19 protein-coding genes and 1 other RNA gene are annotated in these 23652 nt (G+C 67.2%); 10 read left to right on the top strand and 10 right to left on the bottom strand.

The window, feature by feature from the left end; genetic code table 11:
- Positions 1-9: 9 nt before the first annotated feature.
- The gene (locus tag A9W95_RS24405; protein ID WP_067418751.1) at positions 10-720 is read right to left on the bottom strand and encodes a 2OG-Fe(II) oxygenase; all 711 of its coding nucleotides are present in this window, start codon (positions 718-720) and stop codon (positions 10-12) included.
- A gap of 65 nt (positions 721-785) precedes the next feature.
- Here A9W95_RS24405 and rnpB point away from each other — a divergent pair.
- Positions 786-1197, top strand: an RNA gene (gene rnpB, locus A9W95_RS24400) — RNase P RNA component class A.
- 13 nt (positions 1198-1210) lie between these two features.
- Here rnpB and A9W95_RS24395 read toward each other — a convergent pair.
- The gene (locus tag A9W95_RS24395) at positions 1211-2737 is read right to left on the bottom strand and encodes a CYTH and CHAD domain-containing protein (protein WP_067418750.1); all 1527 of its coding nucleotides are present in this window, start codon (positions 2735-2737) and stop codon (positions 1211-1213) included.
- A gap of 91 nt (positions 2738-2828) precedes the next feature.
- A complete protein-coding gene (gene panB / locus A9W95_RS24390) occupies positions 2829-3674 on the bottom strand; it encodes a 3-methyl-2-oxobutanoate hydroxymethyltransferase (protein WP_067418768.1) in 846 nt (281 codons plus the stop codon).
- Between the two features lie 145 nt (positions 3675-3819).
- Here panB and A9W95_RS24385 point away from each other — a divergent pair, with 145 nt between their 5' ends.
- The 7 genes from A9W95_RS24385 (at position 3820) to A9W95_RS24355 (ending at position 14447) form a co-directional block, all read left to right on the top strand.
- Positions 3820-5208: a wax ester/triacylglycerol synthase family O-acyltransferase gene (locus tag A9W95_RS24385; RefSeq protein WP_067418748.1), complete on the top strand. Its 1389-nt coding sequence runs from the start codon at positions 3820-3822 to the stop codon at positions 5206-5208.
- Positions 5209-5265: 57 nt separating this feature from the next.
- Entirely contained in the window at positions 5266-6825 is a 1560-nt protein-coding gene (locus tag A9W95_RS24380; protein WP_067418746.1) for an alpha/beta hydrolase, read from the top strand.
- An 86-nt stretch (positions 6826-6911) separates the two neighbouring features.
- Positions 6912-8480: an alpha/beta hydrolase gene (locus A9W95_RS24375; RefSeq protein ID WP_156746387.1), complete on the top strand. Its 1569-nt coding sequence runs from the start codon at positions 6912-6914 to the stop codon at positions 8478-8480.
- Between the two features lie 77 nt (positions 8481-8557).
- The gene (gene glnA / locus A9W95_RS24370; RefSeq protein ID WP_067418745.1) at positions 8558-9898 is read left to right on the top strand and encodes a type I glutamate--ammonia ligase; all 1341 of its coding nucleotides are present in this window, start codon (positions 8558-8560) and stop codon (positions 9896-9898) included.
- A gap of 58 nt (positions 9899-9956) precedes the next feature.
- The gene (locus A9W95_RS24365; protein WP_067418743.1) at positions 9957-12944 is read left to right on the top strand and encodes a bifunctional [glutamine synthetase] adenylyltransferase/[glutamine synthetase]-adenylyl-L-tyrosine phosphorylase; all 2988 of its coding nucleotides are present in this window, start codon (positions 9957-9959) and stop codon (positions 12942-12944) included.
- Between the two features lie 19 nt (positions 12945-12963).
- Positions 12964-13590, top strand: a complete 627-nt coding sequence (locus A9W95_RS24360) for a PaaI family thioesterase (RefSeq protein WP_067418741.1) — start codon at positions 12964-12966, stop codon at positions 13588-13590.
- On the top strand, positions 13587-14447 hold the full coding sequence (locus A9W95_RS24355; protein WP_067418739.1) for a TIGR03619 family F420-dependent LLM class oxidoreductase: 861 nt from the start codon (positions 13587-13589) through the stop codon (positions 14445-14447). Before A9W95_RS24360 ends, A9W95_RS24355 begins: the two co-directional genes overlap by 4 nt.
- Before the next feature lie 3 nt (positions 14448-14450).
- On the opposite strand, the gene A9W95_RS24350 is transcribed toward A9W95_RS24355, so the two are convergent.
- Positions 14451-15647, bottom strand: a complete 1197-nt coding sequence (locus tag A9W95_RS24350; RefSeq protein ID WP_067418738.1) for an acyl-CoA dehydrogenase family protein — start codon at positions 15645-15647, stop codon at positions 14451-14453.
- 157 nt (positions 15648-15804) lie between these two features.
- Between A9W95_RS24350 and A9W95_RS24345 the strand changes: the two genes are divergently transcribed.
- Complete coding sequence (locus A9W95_RS24345; protein WP_067418736.1) at positions 15805-16686, top strand: AraC family transcriptional regulator; 882 nt, start codon at positions 15805-15807, stop codon at positions 16684-16686.
- Between the two features lie 7 nt (positions 16687-16693).
- On the opposite strand, the gene A9W95_RS24340 is transcribed toward A9W95_RS24345, so the two are convergent.
- Complete coding sequence (locus A9W95_RS24340) at positions 16694-17851, bottom strand: acyl-CoA dehydrogenase family protein (protein ID WP_082983308.1); 1158 nt, start codon at positions 17849-17851, stop codon at positions 16694-16696.
- 298 nt (positions 17852-18149) lie between these two features.
- Entirely contained in the window at positions 18150-19583 is a 1434-nt protein-coding gene (glnA, locus tag A9W95_RS24335) for a type I glutamate--ammonia ligase (RefSeq protein ID WP_067418734.1), read from the bottom strand.
- Between the two features lie 231 nt (positions 19584-19814).
- Here glnA (A9W95_RS24335) and A9W95_RS24330 point away from each other — a divergent pair, with 231 nt between their 5' ends.
- Positions 19815-20234 (top strand): RDD family protein, encoded by a 420-nt coding sequence (locus A9W95_RS24330; protein WP_371328115.1) that lies wholly within the window; start codon positions 19815-19817, stop codon positions 20232-20234.
- 68 nt (positions 20235-20302) lie between these two features.
- Here A9W95_RS24330 and A9W95_RS24325 read toward each other — a convergent pair whose 3' ends face one another.
- Genes A9W95_RS24325 through A9W95_RS24310 form a run of 4 tightly spaced genes read right to left on the bottom strand, consistent with a single transcriptional unit; the run spans position 20303 to position 23647 of the window.
- Positions 20303-21055, bottom strand: a complete 753-nt coding sequence (locus A9W95_RS24325) for a DUF4191 domain-containing protein (protein WP_067418731.1) — start codon at positions 21053-21055, stop codon at positions 20303-20305.
- A gap of 21 nt (positions 21056-21076) precedes the next feature.
- Positions 21077-22015, bottom strand: a complete 939-nt coding sequence (gene lipA / locus A9W95_RS24320) for a lipoyl synthase (protein WP_067418730.1) — start codon at positions 22013-22015, stop codon at positions 21077-21079.
- Positions 22012-22713, bottom strand: a complete 702-nt coding sequence (lipB, locus tag A9W95_RS24315; RefSeq protein WP_067418728.1) for a lipoyl(octanoyl) transferase LipB — start codon at positions 22711-22713, stop codon at positions 22012-22014. Before lipB ends, lipA begins: the two co-directional genes overlap by 4 nt.
- A gap of 22 nt (positions 22714-22735) precedes the next feature.
- Positions 22736-23647 (bottom strand): TIGR01777 family oxidoreductase, encoded by a 912-nt coding sequence (locus A9W95_RS24310; RefSeq protein ID WP_067418726.1) that lies wholly within the window; start codon positions 23645-23647, stop codon positions 22736-22738.
- Between the last annotated feature and the right edge of the window lie 5 nt (positions 23648-23652).

The raw sequence follows: 23652 nt of genomic DNA, 5'->3' as shown, positions 1-23652 counted from the left end.
CCGGACTGGTCACGCCGCGTCGTGGAAGATGAGCCCCAACGCATAGCGTTGGCCGGACCGCACCGTCGACACGCCGTGGCGCACCGGTGCCGCCGACCAGCCCCGTGCTGAGGGCACCGGCCGCTCGCGGGTGGTGAAGACGTAACCGTGCCCCTGCGGCAATTGCGTTGCGGTGCCCCGGGACTGCGCGCGCAGTCGCTGTTCGACGAGCAAAAATTCACCGCCGGTGTAATCGGTCTCGGCGTCGCTGAGGTTGATCACCACCTGAAGCGGAAAAACCAAGTCGCCGTAGAGGTCTCGGTGCAGGGCGTTCCAGTCTCCGGGCCCGTACTTGAGCATCAGCGCGGTGGACCGGGTCTGGCCTGCGGCGTGGCACACGGCCAGCCATTCGTCGAGGCTGTCCGGCCATGGCGCCGCTCGACCCAACTTGACCCACCAGTCGCGGGCGATCGGCAGCAACCGGGGATAGAGCGCCTGTTTGAGCGGTTCGATCGGCTCGGGATACGGCGCATGGAAATACCGGTATTGCCCGGAGCCGTAACGCTTCGGCGCCATGTCGACGGTCGATCGGAACAGGCTGTCGTCGGGGTAGAGCTTGCGCAGCCGCGCCGCCTCGCTCGGCGTGACGAGCTGGGGCAGCAACGCCCCGCCGAATTCGTTCAGCTCCGCGGCGATGGCGTCCCAATCACCGGCGTCGACGCGCCTGTCCCACCGGGTCATTCGCGTCCTTTCCTCGTGCGGGCTGTTGCGGTCCATTGTGCAGCGAGTAGCGTGTTCGTCGCGGACGAGTTGGCTGGACGGCCGCGGCTCGTGCTGGTAATCAGCATCGGGTCGAGGAAAGTCCGGACTTCACAGAGCAGGGTGATTGCTAACAGCAATCCGAGGCGACTCGCGGGAAAGTGCCACAGAAAACAGACCGCCACCCTCGAGGTGGTAAGGGTGAAACGGTGCGGTAAGAGCGCACCAGCATCCCGGGTGACCGGGATGGCTCGGCAAACCCCACCCGAAGCAAGGCCAAGAAGGCCGCGCCCTAGGTGCGGCCGCGCAGACGTTCGAGGGTTGCTCGCCCGAGTCTGCGGGTAGGCCGCTTGAGGCACCCGGCAACGGTGTGTCCAGATGGATGGTCGTCGCCGTGCTGCCGTTGGCTCCAGCCGCGGCGGTGGGGAACAGAATCCGGCTTACAGGCCAACTCGTTCGCGCCTCACCCGGTTCAATCCCGGGCTTTGTCAACCGCCTTGTCGAGTGCGCGCAGCGCGGCATCCAGCTGTTGACGGCAGGCGTCGGCCAAGTCGCTTTCCTGCTGGTACAGCAAGCCGTAAGTGAACGTGTCTTCGCCCGCGGCATAGGCGGTGTCGGCCTGCTGCGCCAAGTGATCGCGGCTGACAACGCTGTCTTGATGATCGCCGAGCAGCGCCTGGATCGCTTTGGCTTGCTGCGACACGTCTTTCTCACCAGTGGCCGCCGCCGTATAACGTAACCGCTTTGCTTTCTTGCGGATTCGGTGCAGCGCCTCGTCGTGTTCTTCCTCGGGTTCGGCCTGGGCCTTTTTGGCGGCCTTGCGAACGCCCCGGTAGGCCGCGTCGATGGTGACCGGCGTCTTCTCGGGCGGCTTCTGATCCGTCGCGGCGGCAGGCGCTTCGGCAACCAACGCCTCCAGCGCGTCGAGCAGCCGGAAGTAGCGCTGGGAGCGCATCGCGATCAACGACCGGCGCAACCCCACCTCGTAGCGCCGCTGCGCGCCGTCGACCAGGCGCTGCCGAACGGGTCCGCGCACCAGCGCCGGGTCGAGCCGGTCGAGTGCCTCGCGGTAGCGGTCGCGCAGCACTTCGGCGTCACGGGCCACCCCTAATACACCCGCCAGCTCACGTAGCTCATCGAGCACCCACTCGCAGTCCGACCCGAATGATTCCTGGGTGTCTTTGAGCAAGCTGCGGATCTTGCGGGTGACCACCCGCATCTGGTGGACGGCATCGTCGGCGTCGGCGCGGACCGCTCGATCCCAAACGAGCAGTTCCTCGATGTTCTCGGCGACCGCACGGTGTACCGGATCGGCTGGCGGGGGAGTGCGGTCAGGTGCTATCGGGCCCAGCGCTCGAACCAACTTCGAGCCGTGGCCGGCTGGAGCGGCGCCGGCATCGAGCAGCCGATTGCTCAGCCGGTCCAGCAGCTCGCGTCCGGCGGCGCCGTTCGAGCCTTCATCCTCGGCGAGCTCGATCTCCCACTCCCGCCACTGCTGTTCGGCGGGCTCGGAGTCCGAGTCGTCGGGCCGCCCGGCCGACCAGGCAGTGACGTGGTCGTTCGAGAATTCCGCCAATGCGGCGCCGTCAGCGCTGTAGAGCACCTGGCTTTCCCGTTGGGTGGTGATGCGGGCGACCGGTTCCAGCGGGCGGTCGCGAACGATGGCCGCCACGACGTCGCGCAACTCGCCGGGCACGTCGGCGTTGTCGGCCTCACCGAGCGGCGCGTGGATCTCGGTGCGCGAATCGGGCCCGTCCGGCAACTTCAGGTGCCACCCGGCGTCGTGACCGCCGGTGCGGCGACGCAGCGTGATCCGGTGGCGCGCCAGATCCTGATCCGGGGTGTCGAAGTACACCGCGTCCAACGCCTGCGCCGTCGACTTCTCGACACGAGCCACGGCGGCAATGCCCTCGAACGACGGCGACACCGCCGTTTCACCGACATCGAACTTGCGCTCAACCTCGAGATGGCGCGCCGCCTTCGGCGCTTTTCCTGGCATTTCGCCTCCGTGAGAGCGCGTCACCGCGGTCGGGGATCGGGAAAGGGCCCCAATAGAGTGCCATACCAGGGTTACGCGCTGACCGGAACGGTCAGAAGCAGTGTTCGTCGGCGGGGAACACTCCGCCGGCCACCTCTTCGGCGTATTGCGTTGCGGCGCGGCGCAGTTCGCCGCCGATGTCGGCGAAGCGCTTGACGAACCGGGCCGCCTTACCGCTGCTCAGCCCCGCCATGTCCTGCCATACCAGCACCTGCCCGTCGCAATTGGGCCCGGCGCCGATTCCCACCGTCGGGATGGTGAGCTTGCCGGTGATCTGGGTGGCCAGTTCGGCGGGCACCATCTCCATCACCACGGCGAACGCCCCGGCTTCGGCGACCGCGATGGCGTCGGCGGTGGTCTGCTCGGCGGCATCGCCGCGGCCTTGCACGCGGAAGCCGCCCAGGGTGTTGACGCTTTGCGGGGTGAAGCCGATGTGCGCCATCACCGGGATGCCCGCAGACGTCAAATGGGCGATCTGTTCGGCGACCCGCTCACCACCTTCGAGCTTGACGGCGTGCGCCCCACCTTCCTTCATGAACCGGGTGGCGGCGGCCAAGGCCGCGGCCGGGCCGCCCTCGTAACTGCCGAACGGCAGGTCGGCGACGACCAGGGCGTGCGGAGCGCCGCGCACGACGCCCCGAACCAGCGGAATGAGCTCGTCGATCGAGATTGGCACCGTGGTGTCGTAGCCGTAGACGACGTTGGCCGCTGAGTCGCCGACCAGCAGCACCGGGATGCCGGCTTCGTCGAACACCCGGGCGGTGGAGTAGTCGTAGGCGGTCAGCATGGCCCACTTGTGGCCTTCGGCCTTCCACTTCTGCAGGTGGTGAGTGCGGGTCTTGACGCGTGGCGCGCCGGCGGCAACGGAATTGACCCCATAGGGGTTTTGTTCAGACATCATTGTCCTAGTGGGTGGTCGGGTCGATCCTCGTGGCCTGCGAAGGTCTGTTTCCCTCGGCGGGTCCCCGGGTTCGTCTGACCCTGCCATTCTGCCAGATCGCGCCGCCGATGTGCTCGTCCCCCTGGCGGCATAGCATCGTCGGATGCAGCGGCTCAGCGGACTCGACGCCAGCTTTCTCTACCTGGAGACGCCCTCCCAGCCCATGCACGTTTGCTCGATCATGGGTCTGGACCCGACCACGATGCCCGGCGGGTACAGCTTTGACCGGCTGCGCGACGCGTTGTCACTGCGCATCAAAGCCATGCCGGAGTTCCGGGAAAAGCTTGCCAACAGCCCGCTGAACCTCGATCACCCGGTGTGGGTGGACGACGCCAACTTCGAGATCGACCGCCATCTGCACCGCATCGGATTGCCGCCGCCGGGCGGACGCACCGAACTGGCCGAGATTTGCGGGCACCTGGCCTCGCTGCCGTTGGACCGCAGCCGACCGCTGTGGGAGATGTGGGTGATCGAAGGCGTCGCGGGCGCCGACCGACACAAGAAGTGTCTGGCGGTGATGACCAAGGTTCATCACGCCGGCGTCGACGGCGTGACCGGCGCCAACCTGATGTCCAAGCTGTGCACCACCGAAGCCGACGCGCCCGCGCCCGAACCGGTGGCCGGTGTGGGCGACGCCAGCGGCTGGCAGATCGCCGCGGGCGGTCTGCTCCGATTCGCCACCCGGCCGCTGCAACTGGCCAATGTGGTGCCGCAGACGGTGTCCTCGGTGGTCGAGACGGTGCTGCGGGCCCGCGACGGTCAGGCCATGGCGCGGCCGTTCTCCGCGCCCCGCACCGTGTTCAACGCCAGCGTCACCGGCCGCCGCAACATCGCCTACGCCGACTTGGACCTGCAAGACGTCAAGACGGGCAAGGACCGGTTCAACGTCAAGGTCAACGATGTGGTGATGGCACTGGTCTCCGGGGTGCTGCGGCAATACCTCGCCGAGCGCGATGCGCTGCCGGAGACGTCGCTGGTGGCGTCGGTGCCGGTGTCGGTGCACGGCAAGTCGGATCGCCCTGGCCGCAACCAGGTCTCGGCGATGTTCGCCAGCCTGCAATCGCACATCGCCGACCCGGTGCAGCGGCTGAAAGCGATCGCCGACGCGAATTCGGTTGCGAAGGAACACAGTTCGGCCATCGGTGCGACGCTGCTGCAGGACTGGACCCAGTTCGCCGCACCGGCAGTGTTCGGGGTGGCGATGCGGGTCTACGCCAGCACCCGGCTGACCGAAAGCCTGCCGGTGCACAATCTGGTGGTCTCCAACGTGCCCGGCCCGCAGATCCCGCTGTACTTGCTGGGCTGCGAGGTCAAGGCGATGTACCCGCTGGGCCCGATCTTCCATGGCTCGGGGTTGAACATCACCGTGATGTCGTTGACCGGCCGCCTCAACGTCGGGCTGATCTCCTGCCCCGACCTGCTGCCGGACCTGTGGGAGATGGCTGACGAGTTCCCCGTCGCGATGGAAGAACTGCTGGCGGCGGCCCGGTAACGACCCGGATAGCCCGCTGACCAGCGTCTTGGGTGATCTCTGGCAGCATAGGGTGCCATGTTCTCGTCTCGCCGCGACAAGATCGCGCGCTTGCTGCTGATCTGGACCGCGATCGCCACCGTGGCCCTGGTGCTCACCGGCTGCATCCGCGTGGTCGGCGGCCGCGCCCGGATGGCAGAGCCGCGGCTGGGGCAGGCGGTGGAGTGGACGCCGTGTCGCACCGCGAGCGCGCAGTTGAAGCTGCCCGGCGGCGCGATGTGCGGCAAGCTCGCCGTCCCCGTCGACTACGACCACCCCGACCCCAATCAGGTCGCGGTAATGGCGATGATCCGGTTCCCCGCGACCGGCGACAAGCTCGGTTCGCTGGTCATCAATCCCGGCGGCCCGGGTGAATCCGGTATCGAGGCGGCACTCGGTGTGTTCCAGACGTTGCCCAAACGCATCCACGAACGTTTCGACCTGGTCGGATTCGACCCCCGCGGAGTCGGGTCCTCGCGGCCGGCGATCTGGTGCAACTCCGACGCCGACAACGACCGGCTGCGCACCGAACCACAGGTCGACTACAGCCCGGCGGGCGTGGCGCACATGGAGGACGAGACCAAGCAGTTCGTCGGCCGGTGCATCGACAAGATGGGCAAGAACTTCCTGGCCAATGTCGGAACAGTGAACGTCGCCAAAGATCTCGACGCCATCCGTGCCGCACTCGGCGACGACAAGCTGACTTACCTGGGCTACTCCTACGGCACCCGCATCGGCTCGGCCTACGCCGAGGCCTTCCCGCAGCGCGTGCGAGCGATGATCCTCGACGGTGCCGTCGACCCCAACGCCGACCCCATCGAGGCAGATCTGCGCCAGGCCAAGGGTTTCCAGGACGCGTTCAACGACTACGCCACCGACTGCGCCAAGGACCAAAGCTGCCCGCTGGGCACCGACCCGGCCAAAGCCGTCGAGGTGTACCACAGCCTGCTGGACCCGCTGGTCGACCCGAACAACCTGCAAGTCAGCCGACCCGCCAAGACCAAGGACCCGCGAGGCCTGAGCTATAGCGACGCGATCGTGGGCACCATTATGGCGCTGTATTCGCCCAATCTGTGGCACCACCTGACCGACGGCTTACGCGAACTGACCGACCATCGCGGCGACACCATGCTCGCGCTGGCCGACATGTACATGCGGCGAGACTCCAAGGGGCACTACACCAATGCCACCGACGCGCGGGTGGCGATCAACTGCGTCGACCAGCCACCGATCACCGACCGTGCCAAAGTCGTCGACGAAGACCGGCGCTCCCGCGAAGTCGCGCCGTTCATGAGCTACGGGCAGTTCACCGGCGACGCGCCGCTGGGAACATGCGCGTTTTGGCCGGTACCGCCGACCAGCAAGCCGCACGCCGTCTCGGCCCCCGGCCTGGTGCCCACCGTGGTGGTCTCGACGACCCATGATCCCGCGACACCGTACAAAGCCGGCGTCGACCTGGCCAACCAACTGCGCGGATCACTGCTCACCTTCGACGGAACCCAACACACGGTTGTCTTCCAGGGTGATAGCTGCATCGACGATTACGTCACCGCATATCTGATCGGCGGTACCACACCACCTAGTGGCGCCAAGTGTTAGCCACGCCAGATCGGCTGTGCCGGCGATAGATAAGAGACCAAGGCGTTACCCATCCGCGTCCTGCGCGGGCCGGTGGAAGTGAGACGATGTCCGCCATGCCGCGCCTGACATCGTTGAGCTCGGTGCTGCTGTCATTCGGGTTGGTAGTCGGCGGGCAGTCGATCGCCGCATCACCGTTGGCAGGCGCCACTCCCGAACCCGACACCGGTCAGACCCAGAGTCCGGCAACGCCCGTCGCCGTTGGGCAACAGAGTTGGGAATCCTGCGGCGCGTTCGTGTCCGACACCACCGACATCCCCACGGCGCGCTGCACCACGGTGTCGGTGCCCGTCGACTATGACAAACCCGGTGGGCCGCAAGCGAAGTTAGCGGTGATCCGCGTCCCGGCCACCGGCCAACGCATCGGCTCGCTGCTGGTCAATCCCGGCGGCCCCGGCGCGTCTGCGGTGAACATGGTCGCCGGGATGGCACCGGAACTGAAGAACACCGACATCGCGCGTCACTTCGACCTGGTGGGCTTCGACCCGCGCGGCGTGGGCCACTCGACCCCGCAGTTGCGGTGCCGCACCGACGCCGAATTCGACGCCTACCGCCGTGACCCGATGGTCGACTACAGCCCGGCCGGCGTCGCCCACATCGAGCAGGTCTATCACGACCTGGCCCAGCACTGCGTGGACCGCATGGGACCGGCATTCCTGGCCAACGTGGGGACGGCCTCGGCCGCACGCGACATGGACATGGTCCGGCAGGCGCTCGGCGACGAGCAGCTCAACTACCTCGGCTACAGCTACGGCACCGAACTCGGCACCGCCTACGTCGAGCGGTTCGGAGCCCACGTGCGGGCCATGGTGCTCGACGGCGCCATCGACCCGACCATCGGGCCCATCGAACAGACCGTCAACCAAATGGCCGGTTTCCAAACCGCATTCAACGATTACGCCGCGGACTGCGCCCGCTCGACCGCCTGCCCGCTGGGCACCGACCCGACCCAGTTCGTCAGCCGCTACCACGCGCTGGTCGACCCGCTGGTCGCCAACCCGGGCAAGACGTCGGACCCGCGCGGCCTGAGCTACGCCGACGCCACCACCGGCACCATCAACGCCCTCTACACCCCGCAGCACTGGAAGTACCTGACCAGCGGCCTGCTCGGGCTGCAACGCGGCACGGATGCCGGCGACCTGCTGGCGCTGGCCGACGACTACAACGGCCGCGACCGCCAAGGGCATTACGACAACGGCCAGGACGCCTTCAACGCGATCCGCTGCGTTGACGCGCCGACCCCCACGGACCCGGCCTCCTGGGTCGCCGCCGACCAGCGGATCCGGCAGGTGGCGCCGTTCATCAGCTATGGGCAGTTCACCGGGTCCGCCCCGCGCGACATCTGCGGGATGTGGCCCGAGCCGGCCACGTCCACACCGCACCCGGCACCTGCGGCCGGGCCCGGCAAAGTCGTCGTCGTTTCCACCACCCACGACCCGGCCACCCCGTACCAGGCCGGCGTCGACCTGGCCCGCCAGCTGGGCGCCGCGTTGATCACCTTCGACGGCACCCAACACACCGCGGTGTTCGACGGCAACCAGTGTGTGGACACCGCAGTGGTGCGTTACTTCGTCGACCTCACGCCGCCGCCGGCCAACCTGCGCTGCCAGCAGTGAGTCGGCAGACACGCCGCAACGCGCCTGAACGGGCATCGGTAACACGGAGTTAACACACAGTGCCTACTGTTCGGGATATGGATCGACAGAAGGAATTCGTCCTCCGCACCCTGGAGGAACGCGACATCCGGTTCGTCCGGCTCTGGTTCACGGACGTGCTTGGGTTCCTCAAGTCGGTCGCGATCGCCCCGGCGGAACTCGAAGGCGCCTTCGAAGAGGGCATCGGCTTCGACGGGTCCTCGATCGAGGGGTTCGCGCGGGTCTCCGAATCCGACACCGTGGCGAACCCGGATCCGTCGACGTTTCAGGTGCTGCCCTGGACCACCCCGGCCGGCCACCATCACTCCGCGCGGATCTTCTGCGACATCAGCATGCCCGACGGCTCGCCGTCGTGGGCCGACCCGCGCCACGTGTTGCGTCGGCAACTGACCAAGGCCAACGAACTCGGGTTCTCCTGCTACGTGCACCCGGAGATCGAGTTCTTCTTGCTCAAGGCCGGTCCCGACGACGGCTCGGTGCCCGTCCCCATCGACAACGCCGGCTACTTCGACCAGGCCATCCACGACTCCGCGTCGAACTTCCGCCGGGAGGCGATCGAGGCCCTGGAGTTCATGGGCATCTCGGTGGAGTTCAGCCACCATGAAGGCGCGCCGGGCCAGCAGGAAATTGACCTGCGCTTCGCCGACGCGCTGTCCATGGCCGACAACGTGATGACGTTCCGCTACCTGATCAAGGAAGTGGCGCTGGGCCAGGGCGCCCGGGCGTCGTTCATGCCCAAGCCGTTCGGGCAGTACCCCGGCTCGGCGATGCACACGCACATGAGCCTGTTCGAAGGCGACGTCAACGCCTTCCACAGCACCGACGATCCGCTGCAACTCTCCGACGTCGGCAAGTCCTTCATCGCCGGGATCTTGGAGCACGCCTCTGAGATCAGCGCGGTCACCAACCAGTGGGTCAACTCCTACAAGCGGCTGGTCCACGGCGGGGAGGCGCCCACCGCCGCATCCTGGGGAGCGGCCAACCGCTCGGCGCTGGTGCGGGTGCCCATGTACACCCCGCACAAGACGTCCTCGCGGCGCATCGAGGTGCGCAGCCCGGATTCGGCGTGCAACCCCTACCTGGCGTTCGCGGTGTTGCTGGCCGCCGGCCTGCGCGGGGTGGAGAAGGGCTACGTGCTGGGCCCGCAGGCCGAGGACAACGTCTGGGATCTCACGCCCGAGGAACGCCGCACCATGGGGTACCGCGAGTTGCCGTCCAGCCTGGACGCCGCGCTGCGTGCCATGGAAGCCTCCGAGCTTGTCGCAGAAGCGCTGGGGGAGCACGTCTTTGACTTCTTCTTGCGCAACAAGCGCACGGAGTGGGCGAACTACCGCAGCCACGTCACCCCGTACGAGCTGAGTACCTACTTGTCCCTCTAACCACCTGTCGACGCACCGTGCCTAGCGGACGGGGTGCCCGCCGCTTTGCGCTACCGTCATGGGCGTGACCAAGCCCGCGACGCAGCGACCCAGGTTGCCCAGCGTTGGGCGGCTCGGATTGGTCGACCCTGCCGCCGGCGCCCGGCTGGCGCAGTTGGGTTGGGACCAGCAAGACGATCAGGCCCACGTCGATCTGCTGTGGTCACTGTCGCGCGCCCCGGACGCCGATGCGGCGCTGCGAGCCTTGATTCGACTCTCGGAGAGTTTGGATACCGGCTGGAACCAGTTGAACATGGCGCTGCTCGCCGAGCGCAATCTGCGCGGACGGTTGTTCGCGGTGCTGGGCTCGTCCCTGGCGTTGGGGGACCACCTGATCGCCCATCCGCAATCGTGGAAGTTGTTGCGCGGCAACGTGAAACTTCCGACGCTGGACCAGCTGCACCGGTCGTTCACCGAGTGCATCGAGGAGGCCGCCGGCGAATCGTCGGGCGCCTTGTTGCGCCGGCTGCAGGCGCTGTACCGCGACCATCTGTTGGTGCTGGCCGCGCTCGACCTGGCCGCGACCGTCGAAGACGAACCGGTGCTGCCGTTCACCGTGGTCGGCGCCCAACTCGCCGACACCGCCGATGCCGCGCTGGCGGCCGCACTGCGGGTCGCCGAAGACACGTTGTGCTCGGGGCGCACACCGCCGCGCCTGGCTGTGATGGCGATGGGCAAATGCGGTGCGCGCGAACTCAATTACGTGAGCGACGTCGACGTCATCTTCGTCGCCGAGCGCGCCGACTCACTGAGCGCGCGGGTGGCCAGCGAAATGATGCGGGTGGCCTCCGCGGCCTTCTTCGAGGTGGACGCCGGCCTGCGCCCAGAGGGCCGCAACGGCGAGTTGGTCCGGACGCTGGATTCGCACGTCGCCTACTACCAGCGGTGGGCCAAAACCTGGGAATTCCAAGCGTTACTGAAAGCCCGCGCCGCGGTCGGTGACCGGGAACTGGGCGAGAGTTATCTGGCCGCGCTCATGCCGATGGTGTGGACCGCCTGCGAGCGGGAGGACTTCGTATCCGAAGTGCAAGCCATGCGACGCCGGGTGGAGGAGCTGGTGCCAGCCGATGTGCGCGGCCGCGAACTGAAGCTGGGCACCGGCGGGCTGCGCGACGTGGAATTCGCCGTGCAACTGCTGCAGCTGGTGCACGGCCGCAGCGACGAGTCGCTGCACGTGGCGTCGACGGTGGACGCGCTGGCGGCGTTGAGCGCCGGTGGATACATCGGGCGCGAGGACGCAGCGAACTTGACCGCCTCATACGAGTTTCTGCGGCTGCTCGAACACCGCCTGCAGCTGCAACGGCTCAAGCGCACCCACATGCTGCCCGAAGTCGACGACGAAGAAGCGGTGCGCTGGTTGGCCCGGGCGGCGCACATCCGGCCAGACGGTCGGCACGACGCCGCGGGGGTGTTGCGCGAAGAGCTGAAGAACCAGAACCACCGGGTGTCACGGCTGCACGACAAACTCTTCTATCAACCACTGCTGGAATCGATTACGCCGACCGGGCTGGAGCTCGGCCACGGAATGACGTCGGAGGCTGCCGAGCGCCAACTCGCCGCGCTGGGCTACGAGGGCCCGCAGACCGCGCTCAAGCACATCTCGGCGCTCGTCAATCAGAGCGGACGGCGCGGACGAGTGCAATCGGTGTTGCTGCCCCGGCTGCTGGACTGGCTGTCATATGCGCCCGACCCCGACCGCGGCCTGTTGGCCTACCGCCGCCTCAGCGAAACTCTGGCCGGCCAGACCTGGTACCTGTCGACGCTGCGCGACAAACCCGCCGTGGCCAAACGGTTGATGCACGTGCTCGGCACCTCGGCGTTCGTGCCCGATCTGTTGATGCGGGCACCCGAAGTGATCCAGCAGTACTCCGACGGGCCGTCGGGCCCCAAGCTGCTGGAGACCGAACCCGCGGCGGTGGCCCGCGCATTGGTCGCCTCGGCGGGCCGGCACACCGATGCGGAGCGGGCTATCGCGGCCGCCCGGACGCTGCGCCGCCGCGAATTGGCCCGGATCGGGTCGGCCGATCTGCTGGGCATGCTGGAGGTCACCGAAGTCTGCCGCGCGCTGACCTCGGTGTGGGTCGCGGTGTTGCAGGCCGCGCTGGAGGCGGTGATCCGGGCCAACCTGCCCGCCGACGGCCGCGCACCGGCGGCTCTCGCGGTGATCGGCATGGGACGGTTGGGCGGCTCGGAACTGAGTTACGGGTCGGACGCCGACGTCATGTACGTCTGCGAGCCGGCCCATGACGTGGCAGATTCGCAAGCCGTGAAGTGGGCGACGATGGTCGCCGAGCAGGTGCGGGCCCGGTTGGGCACGCCCAGCGTCGACCCTCCGCTGGAGGTCGACGCCAACCTGCGCCCCGAAGGCCGCAATGGGCCGCTGGTCCGCACGCTCGGGTCTTACGCCGCCTACTACGCGCAATGGGCCCAACCCTGGGAGATCCAGGCGTTGCTGCGCGCGCACGCGGTGGCCGGCGATGCCGAACTGGGTCAACGGTTCCTGGTACTGGCGGACAAGACGCGGTATCCGCCCGACGGGGTATCGGCCGATGCGGTCCGCGAGATCCGCCGCATCAAGGCCCGCGTGGAGTCCGAACGACTGCCGCGGGGTGCGGACCCGAACACCCACACCAAACTGGGCCGCGGCGGGTTGGCCGACATCGAGTGGACCGTGCAGTTGTTGCAACTGCGGCACGCCCACGAGATCCCGGCGCTGCACAACACCTCGACACTGCAGTCCCTGGACGCGATCGCCGAAGCCGGCCTAGTGCCTGAAGACGAAGTGGATCTGCTGCGGCAGGCCTGGCTGACCGCCACCCGAGCGCGCAATGCGCTGGTTCTGGTGCGGGGCAAGCCGACCGATCAGCTGCCCGGTCCAGGGCGCCAGCTCAACGCCGTGGCCGTGGCCGCGGGCTGGCAGGGTGAGGACGGCGGAGAATTCCTGGACAACTATCTGCGGGTGACGCGACGCGCAAAAGCCGTCGTGCGCAAGGTGTTCGGGACCTGAACAGGGGAGGCGGATTCGGTTGGACGCGACGTTCGAGGTCTTGAGCGAGGCGGAGCTTGGTCGGGTGACGGCGATGTATGCGCCGTTGACCGAAGCCGTGCGAGACCTCATCGACGCGACGATTCGCACCCAAGCCGACGATGACGTCATCTCCGCGGCGCGCGCGACCATCGAGAAGGTCACCGAATCTCTGCTGAGCCAACGCGTCCGCCCGCCCGGCGTCAGCTACCGCGTCGACGGCCGTCCGGTGCCCCTGGGCAACGCGGCGACCGGCCCGTGTAACCCCCTGGCCCCGCCGCTGGTGGTGCACCACGAGGACGACGGACGGTGCTGGAGTGAATTCGTGCTCGGCCCTGCCTACGAAGGTCCGCCCGGATTGGTGCACGGCGGTATGAGCGCGCTGGTGCTCGACCACATGCTGGGTGAGGCGGCCAGCGGTGGGCTGACCAAGCCGCTGTTCACCGGCACCATCACGGTGAAGTACCTGCGCGGCACCCCATTGGGCCCGCTACGCTGCGACGCCTACGTCGAGCGGGCCGAAGGTGTCAAAGCATTTGCGCGCGGGTCTATTTCAGATGCCAAAGGCGTGACGGTCGAGGCCGAAGGCATCTTCATCAAACCGGCGTGGGCCCGGGACCCCGAATGAAGTTCTACATCAGCAGCGCCTTCTTGAACACCACGGAGATCATCGAGATCGCCAAGGCCGCTGACGAACTCGGCTACGACGGCATCGGCATACCCGACCACGTCGTCAACCTGGAAACCCTGGCCACGCCGTATCCGTACACCAAAGATGGGCAGCGGCGCTGGCAGCCGTTCACCGATTGGCCCGACCCGTGGGTGCTGGTCGGTGCGCTCGCCCAAGTCACCTCGCGGCTGCGGTTCGTCAACACCGTGTACATCCCCGCCATGCGCAACCCCTATTCGGCCGCCAAAGCGATTGGTACGGCCGCGGTTCTGGCCGCTGGCCGGGTGGAGCTGGGTGTCGGAGTGGGTTGGTGCGAAGAGGAGTTCGCGTTGATGGGCGAGCCGTTCACGGCCCGCGGCAAGCGCACCGACGAAATCCTGCGATTGATGCGAGCGCTGTGGGCGCCGGGCTGGACGGAGTTCGAGGGCGAGTTCTACACCGCGCCCCGGTTGGAAATGCAGCCGACGCCACCGCCGATACCGATCTACGTCGGCGGGCTCAGCGACGCCGCGCTGCGCCGCGCCGCGCGCAACGACGGCTGGATCGGTGACCTGATCAAGACCGACCGCGCCATCGGGGCGGCCGGCCGGTTGCGCGAACTCAGAGCCGAATCCGGCTTAACTATGGACGAATTCACCATCCTCACCCCGCTCACCGACGCGTTCACCACCGCCGACTACCAACGCGCCGCCGACGCGGGCATCACCGGCATCATCACCATGCCGTGGATGTTCTACGCCGGCCCCGACGCCAGTCTGGACGACAAGATCGACGGCATGCGCCGCTTCCGCAAGGACCTCGCGCTCGACGCCTAGCGGTCACACGGGAATCACCAGCGGCTCGTCGACGCCCAACAGGAGCCGGCCGTAGACCTCGGCGCTGATGGCGGGGTTGCTCACGGCGTGGCTGCCGGCAATTTCGCTGTCACGCCAAATGCGTTGCAATGGATTGGCTTCCGTGTATGCAGAGCTGCCTGCGACCGACATCAGGTCACGGATCGCGGCGCGTGCCTCGACGATGCCGCGGGTCAATTGCATCCGCATGCGCGCGCGGTCCAGTAGCGGAGGACGCACCCGGGTGCGGCCGGCGCGGTCCATTTCCTTTGCCGCGGTGAACACCAACGCGTGCGCGGTATCGATCGATGAGGCCGCTCGTGCCACGGCGAGCTGCACGGTCGGCGCTTGGCTTTGCCGGGGGTAGGTGGTGGCACTGACGCCGCGCCGGGATGCTGCTTCGATCACCAAGTCCAGTGCCGCTCTGGCCAATCCGAGTTGGGGTCCGGTGAGATCGCTCAACGCGGCCAGGGTCAGTGGAACGTGGTAGGGCGCCTCGGCGGTGAACGCGGTGTCGACGTGTCCTTCCCCGACGGCACCCAGGCCGATCGTTCGGTGGAACGGCACATGTACCCCACCGGTCACCACGGTATTGGACCCGGTGCCGCGCATTCCCGTCACGTGCCAGGAGTCCTCGATCTCCACCTGCTCGCGCGGCACCAGCGCCACGATGGGAGCCGGTTGGCCGTCCGGGCCGAGGAACCGGGCGCCGAGAAGCACCCAGTCGGCGTGCTCGACGCCGGAGCAGTACGGCCAGCGGCCGCTGACGCGGTACCCGTCGTCGACGAGGTCCGCCGATCCGGACGGGGGGACGGCGACCGCGACCGTCGCGTCGGGACCGGTCGACCAGACATCGCTCTGGGCTTGCTCGTTCATCATGCCGACGAACCAGGCCCCGCCGGTGAGCAGAGCCAACACCCAGCTGGTGGATGCACAGCCGCGTGCGAGTTCGCTGACCACCGCGATCTTCGTCGCGAACCCCACCTCGTGGCCGCCCCATCGCCTCGGTGTCATCATCCGCAATAGGCCGGCTTCTGTGAGCTCGTTGAGATTCTCGGCAGGAATACGGCGCTCCCGGTCGACGCGCGCGGCGTTGAAGCTGAGCAGCGGAACCAGGTTTGCGGCACGGGCAACCAGGGCGGCGCCGAGAGATGCACAGGTTGTGTTGGGGATCGCGGTCATAGAGCGAGTACCTTCTGTCGTTCGGGACGTTTGTGCGTTTCAGCTTGGGCCGGTGCGGTTGCCGAGGTGATGCCCTGAGTGCCGACGTCCGGTCAGATGGTGCCAATTGGCGGCCGATTGCAGGATTGCTTTCTCCTCGCCCCGTGTTGAACTTCGAATGCAGGTCCGACCCCACACCTTCACCGCCTATCGGGACGTGATCAACCGCACGCTGGTTCCGCTCGTGGCCTCACCGTTGGGTGACGGGCCCTTCTGGGCGGAACTCGATGGAGCGGGGTGTGGTGCGCTGCAGATCACCACCGTCCGCTCGACCGCGCAGCGAGTCCGCCGCACGTCGGCTCTGATCGATGACGCGGTTGGCGGATACGCCATGGCGACGATCCATGTCGCCGGCCAGTGCCAGGTGGAACAGGACGGCCGGTCGGCACGGCTCACGCCCGGGGCGATCGTGTTCTGTGACAGCACGCGTCCGTTCGACTTCTCCTTCGACGGCGACTTCGAACAGGTGATCGTGCAGGTGCCGCGCGACGCGGTACCCGAGCGGGCTCTGAAGCGAGCCAGTGGCTCACCGCTGGACGGAGACGACGGCCGCGCCGCGGCGGTAGGTGCGTTCTTTCGAGCACTCGCCGGTCAGGACTGTTCGGCCTTCGCCACCCACGCACTCGGCCTGATCAGCTCGACGGTGGCCATCGCCGCCGGCGCCCAGAGCGCGCCGGCCGAACTCGAGCGAGAGCGGGTGCTGCTAAACCTGCGTCGAGCCTTCCGTGATTCCACCCTCGATGCCGACGCGGTGGCGCGCAGCTGCCACCTCTCGCGGCGCACGTTGTTCCGTCTGTTTCGCGATACCCCTCGATCGCTGGCCGACGAGTTGCGTGAGATCCGGGTGGCCGAAGCCCAACGCCTCCTGCGCGCTCATCCCGATCGGTCGGTCGCTGACATCGCCGCAGCATCCGGATTCAGCGGGGAAACTCAGCTACGCCGCGCGTTTCGCGCGGTGGCCGGCATCACGCCCGGACGCTATCGAGCCGAGATGAATTGAGTCACTGTCACAACGTGACGGCCCGCGGCTCGTCGACGCCCAACAACAGTTGGCCATAGACCTCGGCGCTGATTGCCGGGTTGCTGACGGCGTTGCTGGCGGCGATCTCGCTGTCACGCCAAATGCGTTGCAGCGGATTGAATTCGGCGAGCGCGGGCGCACCTGCAACCGAAATCAGCTCACGGACGGCGTCACGGGCCTCGATGATGCCGCGGTTCAGCTTCCCGTGCACGCGCGCGCGGTCCAACACCGAAGGCGGGGCCCATTTGCGGCCCGCGCGGTCTTGTTCCTGGGCCGCGTTGAACACCAAAGCTTCTGCCGTGTCGAGGGCTGAAGCCGCTCGTGCCACGCCGAGCTGGACGGTCGGTGCATCCGATGTCCGGCTGGACGTGGTGGCAGTGCACCCGCGTCGGGACGCGTGATCCCTCACCAGATCCAGTGCGGCCTGGGCCAACCCGAGCTGAGCTCCGCCGAGATCGCTCAAGGCACCCCAACGCAGCAGCGTCTTCTCAATTGCGCCAAGCGAAGTCGTCCGATGGAAGGGGACGGTCACGCCATCGGTCGCGACGGTGTTGCACCCGGTGCCTCGCATGCCCGTCAGGTGCCAGGTGTCCTCGATCTGAACCTCGTCGCGCGGCACCAGCGCGACGAGGGGTGCCGGTCCGTCGGGGCCGACGGGCCGGGCGCCGAGGAGCACCCAGTCGGCGTGCTCGACGCCGAAGCAGTGGGGCCAGTGCCCGCTGATGCGGTAGCCCTCGCCTGTCGGGTCCGCTGTGCCCGGCGGTGAGATGGCCACTGCCACCGTCGCGTCCGGATTGCTTGCCCAGACGTTCTGTTGGGCTTGTTTATTCATCATGCCGACGAACCACGTTCCGCCGGTGAGCTGAGCCAACACCCAACTCGTGCTGGCGCAGCCGCGAGCGAGTTCGCTCACCACCCTGACCTTGGTCTCGAATTTCGCCTGGCGGCCGCCCCACCGGCGGGGAGTCATCATGCGCAACAAGCCGGCGTCGCGAAGCTCATCCAGGTTCTCCCCACAAATACGACGCTGACGGTCGGCCCGGGCGGCGTTGAAGGTGAGCAGTGGAACCAAGTCCGCGGCGCGGACCACCAAGTCACGCCCAATGTCGACAGGCGGCGAAGTTCTTCCGTAGCTCGCGGCCATAGAACACCTACCTTCTGCCGAATGCTGTCGCGGAGCGTGCGCCGTACTACTCGGTCATTGTGTTGAATCGGTTTGACCATCCGAACACGCCGTACCGGCTAACTTGTGGCTCGCTATGAGCAAGGTCACATCGTTTGGTGGTGCGCTCCGCCGAGCCGTTGACGATCGGCGTTGATTGGTCATGGCCGTATGGGAGGGCTATACCGACCAATCGGTAGTTCCAAAACGAAAACCGCCCGCGAGTAGGTCGGCGGATTGCGGATCTACGCGCGGGCGGCTTCGGTGCTAAACGTCTTCCTTATACGTCGTAGTAAAGCGCGAACTCGTACGGGTGCGGCCGGATCTGCACTGGCAGGATCTCGTTCTCCCGCTTGAAGTTGATCCACGTCTCGATCAGGTCGGGCGTGAAAACGCCTCCCTCAGTGAGATATTCGTGATCGGCTTCGAGCCGGTCGATCACCGCGGACAGCTGCACGGGCGCCTGCGGGATGTTCGCGGCCTCCTCCGGAGGGAGCTCGTAGAGGTCCTTGTCGACCGGGGCCTGCGGCTCGATCTTGTTGCGGATGCCGTCCAGCCCGGCCATCAACATCGCCGAGAACGCCAGGTACGGGTTGCCCGACGAGTCGGGGCACCGGAATTCCAAGCGCTTGGCCTTGGGGTTGCTGCCGGTAATCGGGATCCGCACACACGCCGAGCGGTTGCGCTGGCTGTAGACGAGGTTGATCGGGGCCTCGTAACCGGGCACCAGCCGCTTGTAGGAGTTGACCGTCGGGTTGGTGAACGCCAGCAGGGACGGCGCGTGGTGCAGCAGGCCGCCGATGTAGTGACGGGCGGTGTCCGACAGGCCGGCGTACCCGGTCTCGTCGTACATCAACGGGTTGCCGTCTTTCCACAGCGACTGGTGGGTGTGCATACCGGAGCCGTTGTCGCCGAACAGCGGCTTGGGCATGAAGGTGACGGTCTTGCCGTTCTGCCACGCGGTGTTCTTGACGATGTACTTGTAGAGCTGCATGTCATCGGCCGCGTGCAGCAGGGTGTTGAACTTGTAGTTGATCTCGGCTTGCCCGCCGGTGCCCACCTCGTGGTGGCCCTTCTCCAGGCTGAAGCCGGCGTTGATCAGGTTGGTCAGCATCTTGTCGCGCAGGTCGACGTAGTGGTCGACCGGTGCCACCGGGAAGTAGCCGCCTTTGGGCCGGACCTTGTAACCCCGGTTGGCGCTGCCGTCGGCTTCGTTGGGCGCCCCGGTGTTCCACCACCCGGAGATGGCGTCGACTTCGTAGAACGAGCCGTTGGTGCGCGAGTCGAAGGCCACCGAGTCGAAGATGTAGAACTCGGCCTCGGCCCCGAAGTACGCGGTGTCGGCGATGCCGGTGCTGATCAGGTAGTTCTCCGCCTTGCGGGCCACGTTGCGCGGGTCGCGGGAGTAGGGCTCGAGGGTGAACGGGTCGTGCACGAAGAAGTTGATGTTCAGCGTCTTGGCTTCGCGGAACTGGTCGATGCGCGCGGTGTCGGGGTCCGGCAACAGGAGCATGTCGGACTCGTGGATCGACTGGAAACCACGAATCGACGAACCGTCGAAGGCCAGGCCGTCTTCGAACACGCTCTCGTCGAAGAACGAAATCGGAATTGTGAAGTGCTGCATGATGCCGGGCAGGTCACAGAACCGGACGTCGACAAACTCGACGTTTTCGTCCCTGGCGAGTTTGAAGACGTCGTCGGGCGTCGTTGTCACAGAGTGCTCCTTTACTTGGTGATTCGCGGCCGACGCTAGGGAGCAGTTGTTGCCGGTTGGTCAACCCCGTGTTGCGCAGACGTTACGTGACCACAGCGGCGGCATCAGTTTCCGGGTTGTGCCCGGGCCCTATTGTGAAGCCATGATCGGCAAGATCGTAACTGGTCCGACGGTGATTTCGCGCGGGTTGTCAGCGCGACCGGAGTCTTCGACCGTCGGGCCAGGTCAGTGATGTCGGAGTCGCCGTCGACCTACCCCGGTGAGGCATTGGGCCTGCCGCGCAGTGGCCCGGGTTCGCTGGCGGGAACGGGGCGGCGATTCGGCGCGCTGCTGATCGACTGGCTGATCGGTTACGGGCTGGCGTTGCTGGCCATGCGATTCGGACTGATTTCCATGCCAATGCTCTCGACGGCTGTGCTGGCCGTCTGGCTGGTTCTGGGTGCGGTGTCGGTGCGGCTGTTCGGCTTCAGTCCCGGCCAGTTGCTGTTGGGTCTGCAGGTGGCTTCGGTCGGCGCCCCAGCGCCCATCGGCATCGGCCGGTTGGCGGTGCGGGGCCTGCTGATCGGGCTGGTGGTGCCGCCGTTGTTCACCGATTCGGACGGGCGCGGACTACAGGACCGGCTGACCGCTACCGCGGTGGTCAGGCGCTGACTCGGCTGCAGACTATTTTTTGGCGGCGAGGCGCTGCGCCCGGCTACGCCGCGCTTGCGATCGCCGCGTTATTTCCGCCGCACCGTGCGCTGCACGCCACGCATCTTGGCGTTGGTGGGCAGTGGACCCTTGGGCAGCATGCTTGCGCCGGCTCGGGTGCCCAGCGCGGCCAGCCGCGACTCCAAGGTGTCGATCTGCTTGACCGAGATGTTGGCCGGCAGCCGGGTGAGGTGGCGTTCGAGCTTGGCCAGCGGAATCTCGCCGTCGCCGTTGCCGACGACGATGTCGTAGATTGGCACGTCGCCGATCAGCCGCGCGGTGCGCTTCTTCTCCTGCGCCAACAGCGGTTTGACGCGGTTGGCCGATCCTTCGGCGACGAAGATGACGCCGGGCCGGCCGATCACCCGGTGCACGGCGTCGAAGTGACCGGTCGCCGCCACTCCCGGCGTGACCCGCCACTTGCCGCGCAGGTTCTCCAGCGCCCAGGCCGCGGCGCCGGTCTGCCCTTCGGCTTTGCGGTAGACGCTGCGCTGGGCGCGCCGACCGAAGATGATGAAGGCCGCCAGCGCGCCGAGCACCACGCCGAAGACGATGAGCAGGATCATGGTGAATCCGCCGGCCCACAGTCCGACGGCCACCGCGATGGCCACGATGAGGACGAAGGCGCCGATCATGTACGGCAGTAGGCGCTTGTCTTCTTTGCGCTGCATGCTGAACGCCTGCCACAGCTGGCTGCGGCGCTCCCGAGCGGCGGCCTTGCGGGCAGCCTTCGCTTCCTCTTTGGCTGCCTTGGTCTCGGCGGCGTTACGGGATTTGGCCATAGTCACCAAGGATAGTGACGCTCAGCGCGGGGCTGAGTGACGGTGGCGAACAGCGGCCTGTTCGTAGAGGCGTCCCGCCCGGTAGGACGAGCGCACCAGCGGTCCGGCCAGCACCCCGGCGAAGCCGATTTGCTCGGCGTGCTGCGCATGCTCGACGAACTCTTCGGGCCGCACCCAGCGATCGACGGGGTGGTGGCGCGCCGACGGGCGCAGGTACTGGGTGATGGTGACGATGTCGCAGCCGGCGCGATGGAGATCGGCCAGGGCGGTGCGCACCTCCTCGGGCGTTTCGCCCATACCCAGGATCAGGTTGCTCTTGGTCACCAATCCGAAGTCGCGCGCGGCGGTGATCACGTCGAGGCTGCGCTGGTAGGTGAAGGCCGGGCGGATGCGCTTGAAGATGCGCGGCACCGTTTCGACGTTGTGCGCCAACACTTCTGGGCGGGACTCGAAGACTTCGGCGAGTCGGGTGGGCGCGCCGTTGAAGTCGGGGATCAGCAGTTCGACGCCGGTGTGCGGGTTGAGTTCCTTGATGGCGCGCACGGTCTGGGCGTAGAGCCACGCGCCGCCGTCGGGCAGGTCGTCGCGGGCCACGCCGGTGACGGTGGCGTACCGCAGGCCCATCGCCTGCACGCTCTCGGCGACCCGGCGGGGCTCGTCGCGGTCCAGCGCGGCGGGCTTGCCGGTGTCGATCTGGCAGAAGTCGCAACGGCGGGTGCATTGGTCGCCGCCGATCAGGAAGGTGGCTTCCCGGTCTTCCCAGCATTCGAAGATGTTGGGGCAGCCGGCCTCTTCACAGACCGTGTGCAGACCCTCACGTCGCACCAGGCTTTTGAGTTCGGTGTACTCCGGGCCCATCCGGACCCGCGTCTTGATCCACGGCGGTTTGCGCTCGATCGGCGTCTCGGCGTTGCGCACCTCGAGGCGCAGCAGTTTGCGGCCTTCCGGAGCGACAGTCACAACGTCGATGCTACGCGGCCACCCGGGACATGCTCTTGGACCGGCAGCACACCGTCCAAGGCGTCGCACACCGCGTCAGCGACCCGGCTGCGCACGTCTGCGACGGTGACCGTACGTCCCAATTCGGCCGTCAGGGACGTCACTCCGGCGTCAGCGATCCCGCAGGGCACGATTCTGGTGAAGGCTTGCAAGTCACAATCACAGTTGAGCGCAAATCCGTGCAACGTGGTGGCGCGCGACACCCGGACGCCGATAGCGGCGATCTTTCGAGCGGGCCGGCCGTCACCGGCCGGCAGCCACACGCCGGAGCGGCCGTCGACCCGGCCGGTGTCGAGCCCCAATTCGCCGCAAACGGTGATCAATGCCTCCTCGAGGCGCCGCACGTACTTGACCACGTCGAGGGGCTCGGCCAGGCCGATGATCGGGTAGCCGACCAATTGGCCGGGGCCATGCCAGGTGATCTTGCCGCCGCGGTCGGTGTCGATCACCGGAGTTCCGTCGCTGGGGCGTTCGTGCGGCTCGGTGCGCCGGCCAGCGGTATAGACCGCGGGATGCTCCAACAGCAGGAGCGTGTCGGCGCCACCGGCGACCCGGGCCTGGGCCAGCTCACGCTGCAATTGCCAGGCGTCTGAGTAGTCGATGGACCTCAGCTGGCGTACCGCGATAGGGGCGGCGCTGGATCGGATGGACCCCGTCACAGAACCGAGGCTACCCCGCGGGCTACGGCTCGCGAAGCCGCAGCGTCGCGTACTCCAGGGCCTCGCCAATCGTGTTGTGGTGGAACTGAAATCCGGCGCGCTCCAACGCCGACGGAATGGCGCGCTGCCCGGTGAGCAAACCTTCGTCGGCGAATTCACCCAGGGCCGCCCGGACCGCGAACCCCGGCACCGCCAACGGCGTCGGTCGGTTGATGGCGCGGCCGAAGGCCGTGGTGAACTCGGCGTTGGTGACCGGCGCCGGTCCGGTCAGGTTGACCGGGCCGGACAACGTGGGATGTGAGATCGCGAACAGCAACGCCCGCACCTCGTCCTCAAGGCTGATCCAGGACATGTACTGCCGGCCGCTGCCCAGCCGTGCACCCAGCCCGACCGAGAACACCGGTCGCATCATGCGCAGCGCACCGCCCGACGGGGCCAGCACAATTCCGGTGCGTGCCAACACAACTCGGGTGCCGCTGTACTGCGCTGGCAGCGTCGCGGCTTCCCAGTCCACGCACAGTTGAGCCAGGAAACCGGCTCCGGCGGAATCGTTTTCGTCGACGACGCGATTCTTGGTGTCCCCGTAGTAGCCGACGGCGCTGGCATTGATCAGGGTGCTGACACCGGCGTCGGCGACGGCGGCCGCCAGCACCTCGGTCGGGGCGATCCGGCTGTCGCGCAAACTCTGCTTGAACGCCCCCGACCAGCGACGCTTGCCGATGTTGACGCCGCACAGATTGACGACCACGTCGACATCCAGCAGCGCGTCGGGATCGAACTCACCGCTTTCGGGATTCCAGTGCAGCTCTTCGGAATTCGTCGGTGTCCGGCGCACGATGCGCAGCACGGTATGGTCGGCGGCGCGCAGCGCGGAGGTCAGGGCCGAGCCGATCAAGCCAGACGAACCCGCTATCGCGATAACGGCGTTGTCCACGGTGA

The organism is Mycobacterium sp. 1423905.2 (genome assembly GCF_001673155.1).
GTDB lineage: Bacteria > Actinomycetota > Actinomycetes > Mycobacteriales > Mycobacteriaceae > Mycobacterium.
The sequence above is the reverse complement of the archived record's forward strand: the minus strand, read 5'-3'. Positions and strand labels throughout refer to the sequence as shown.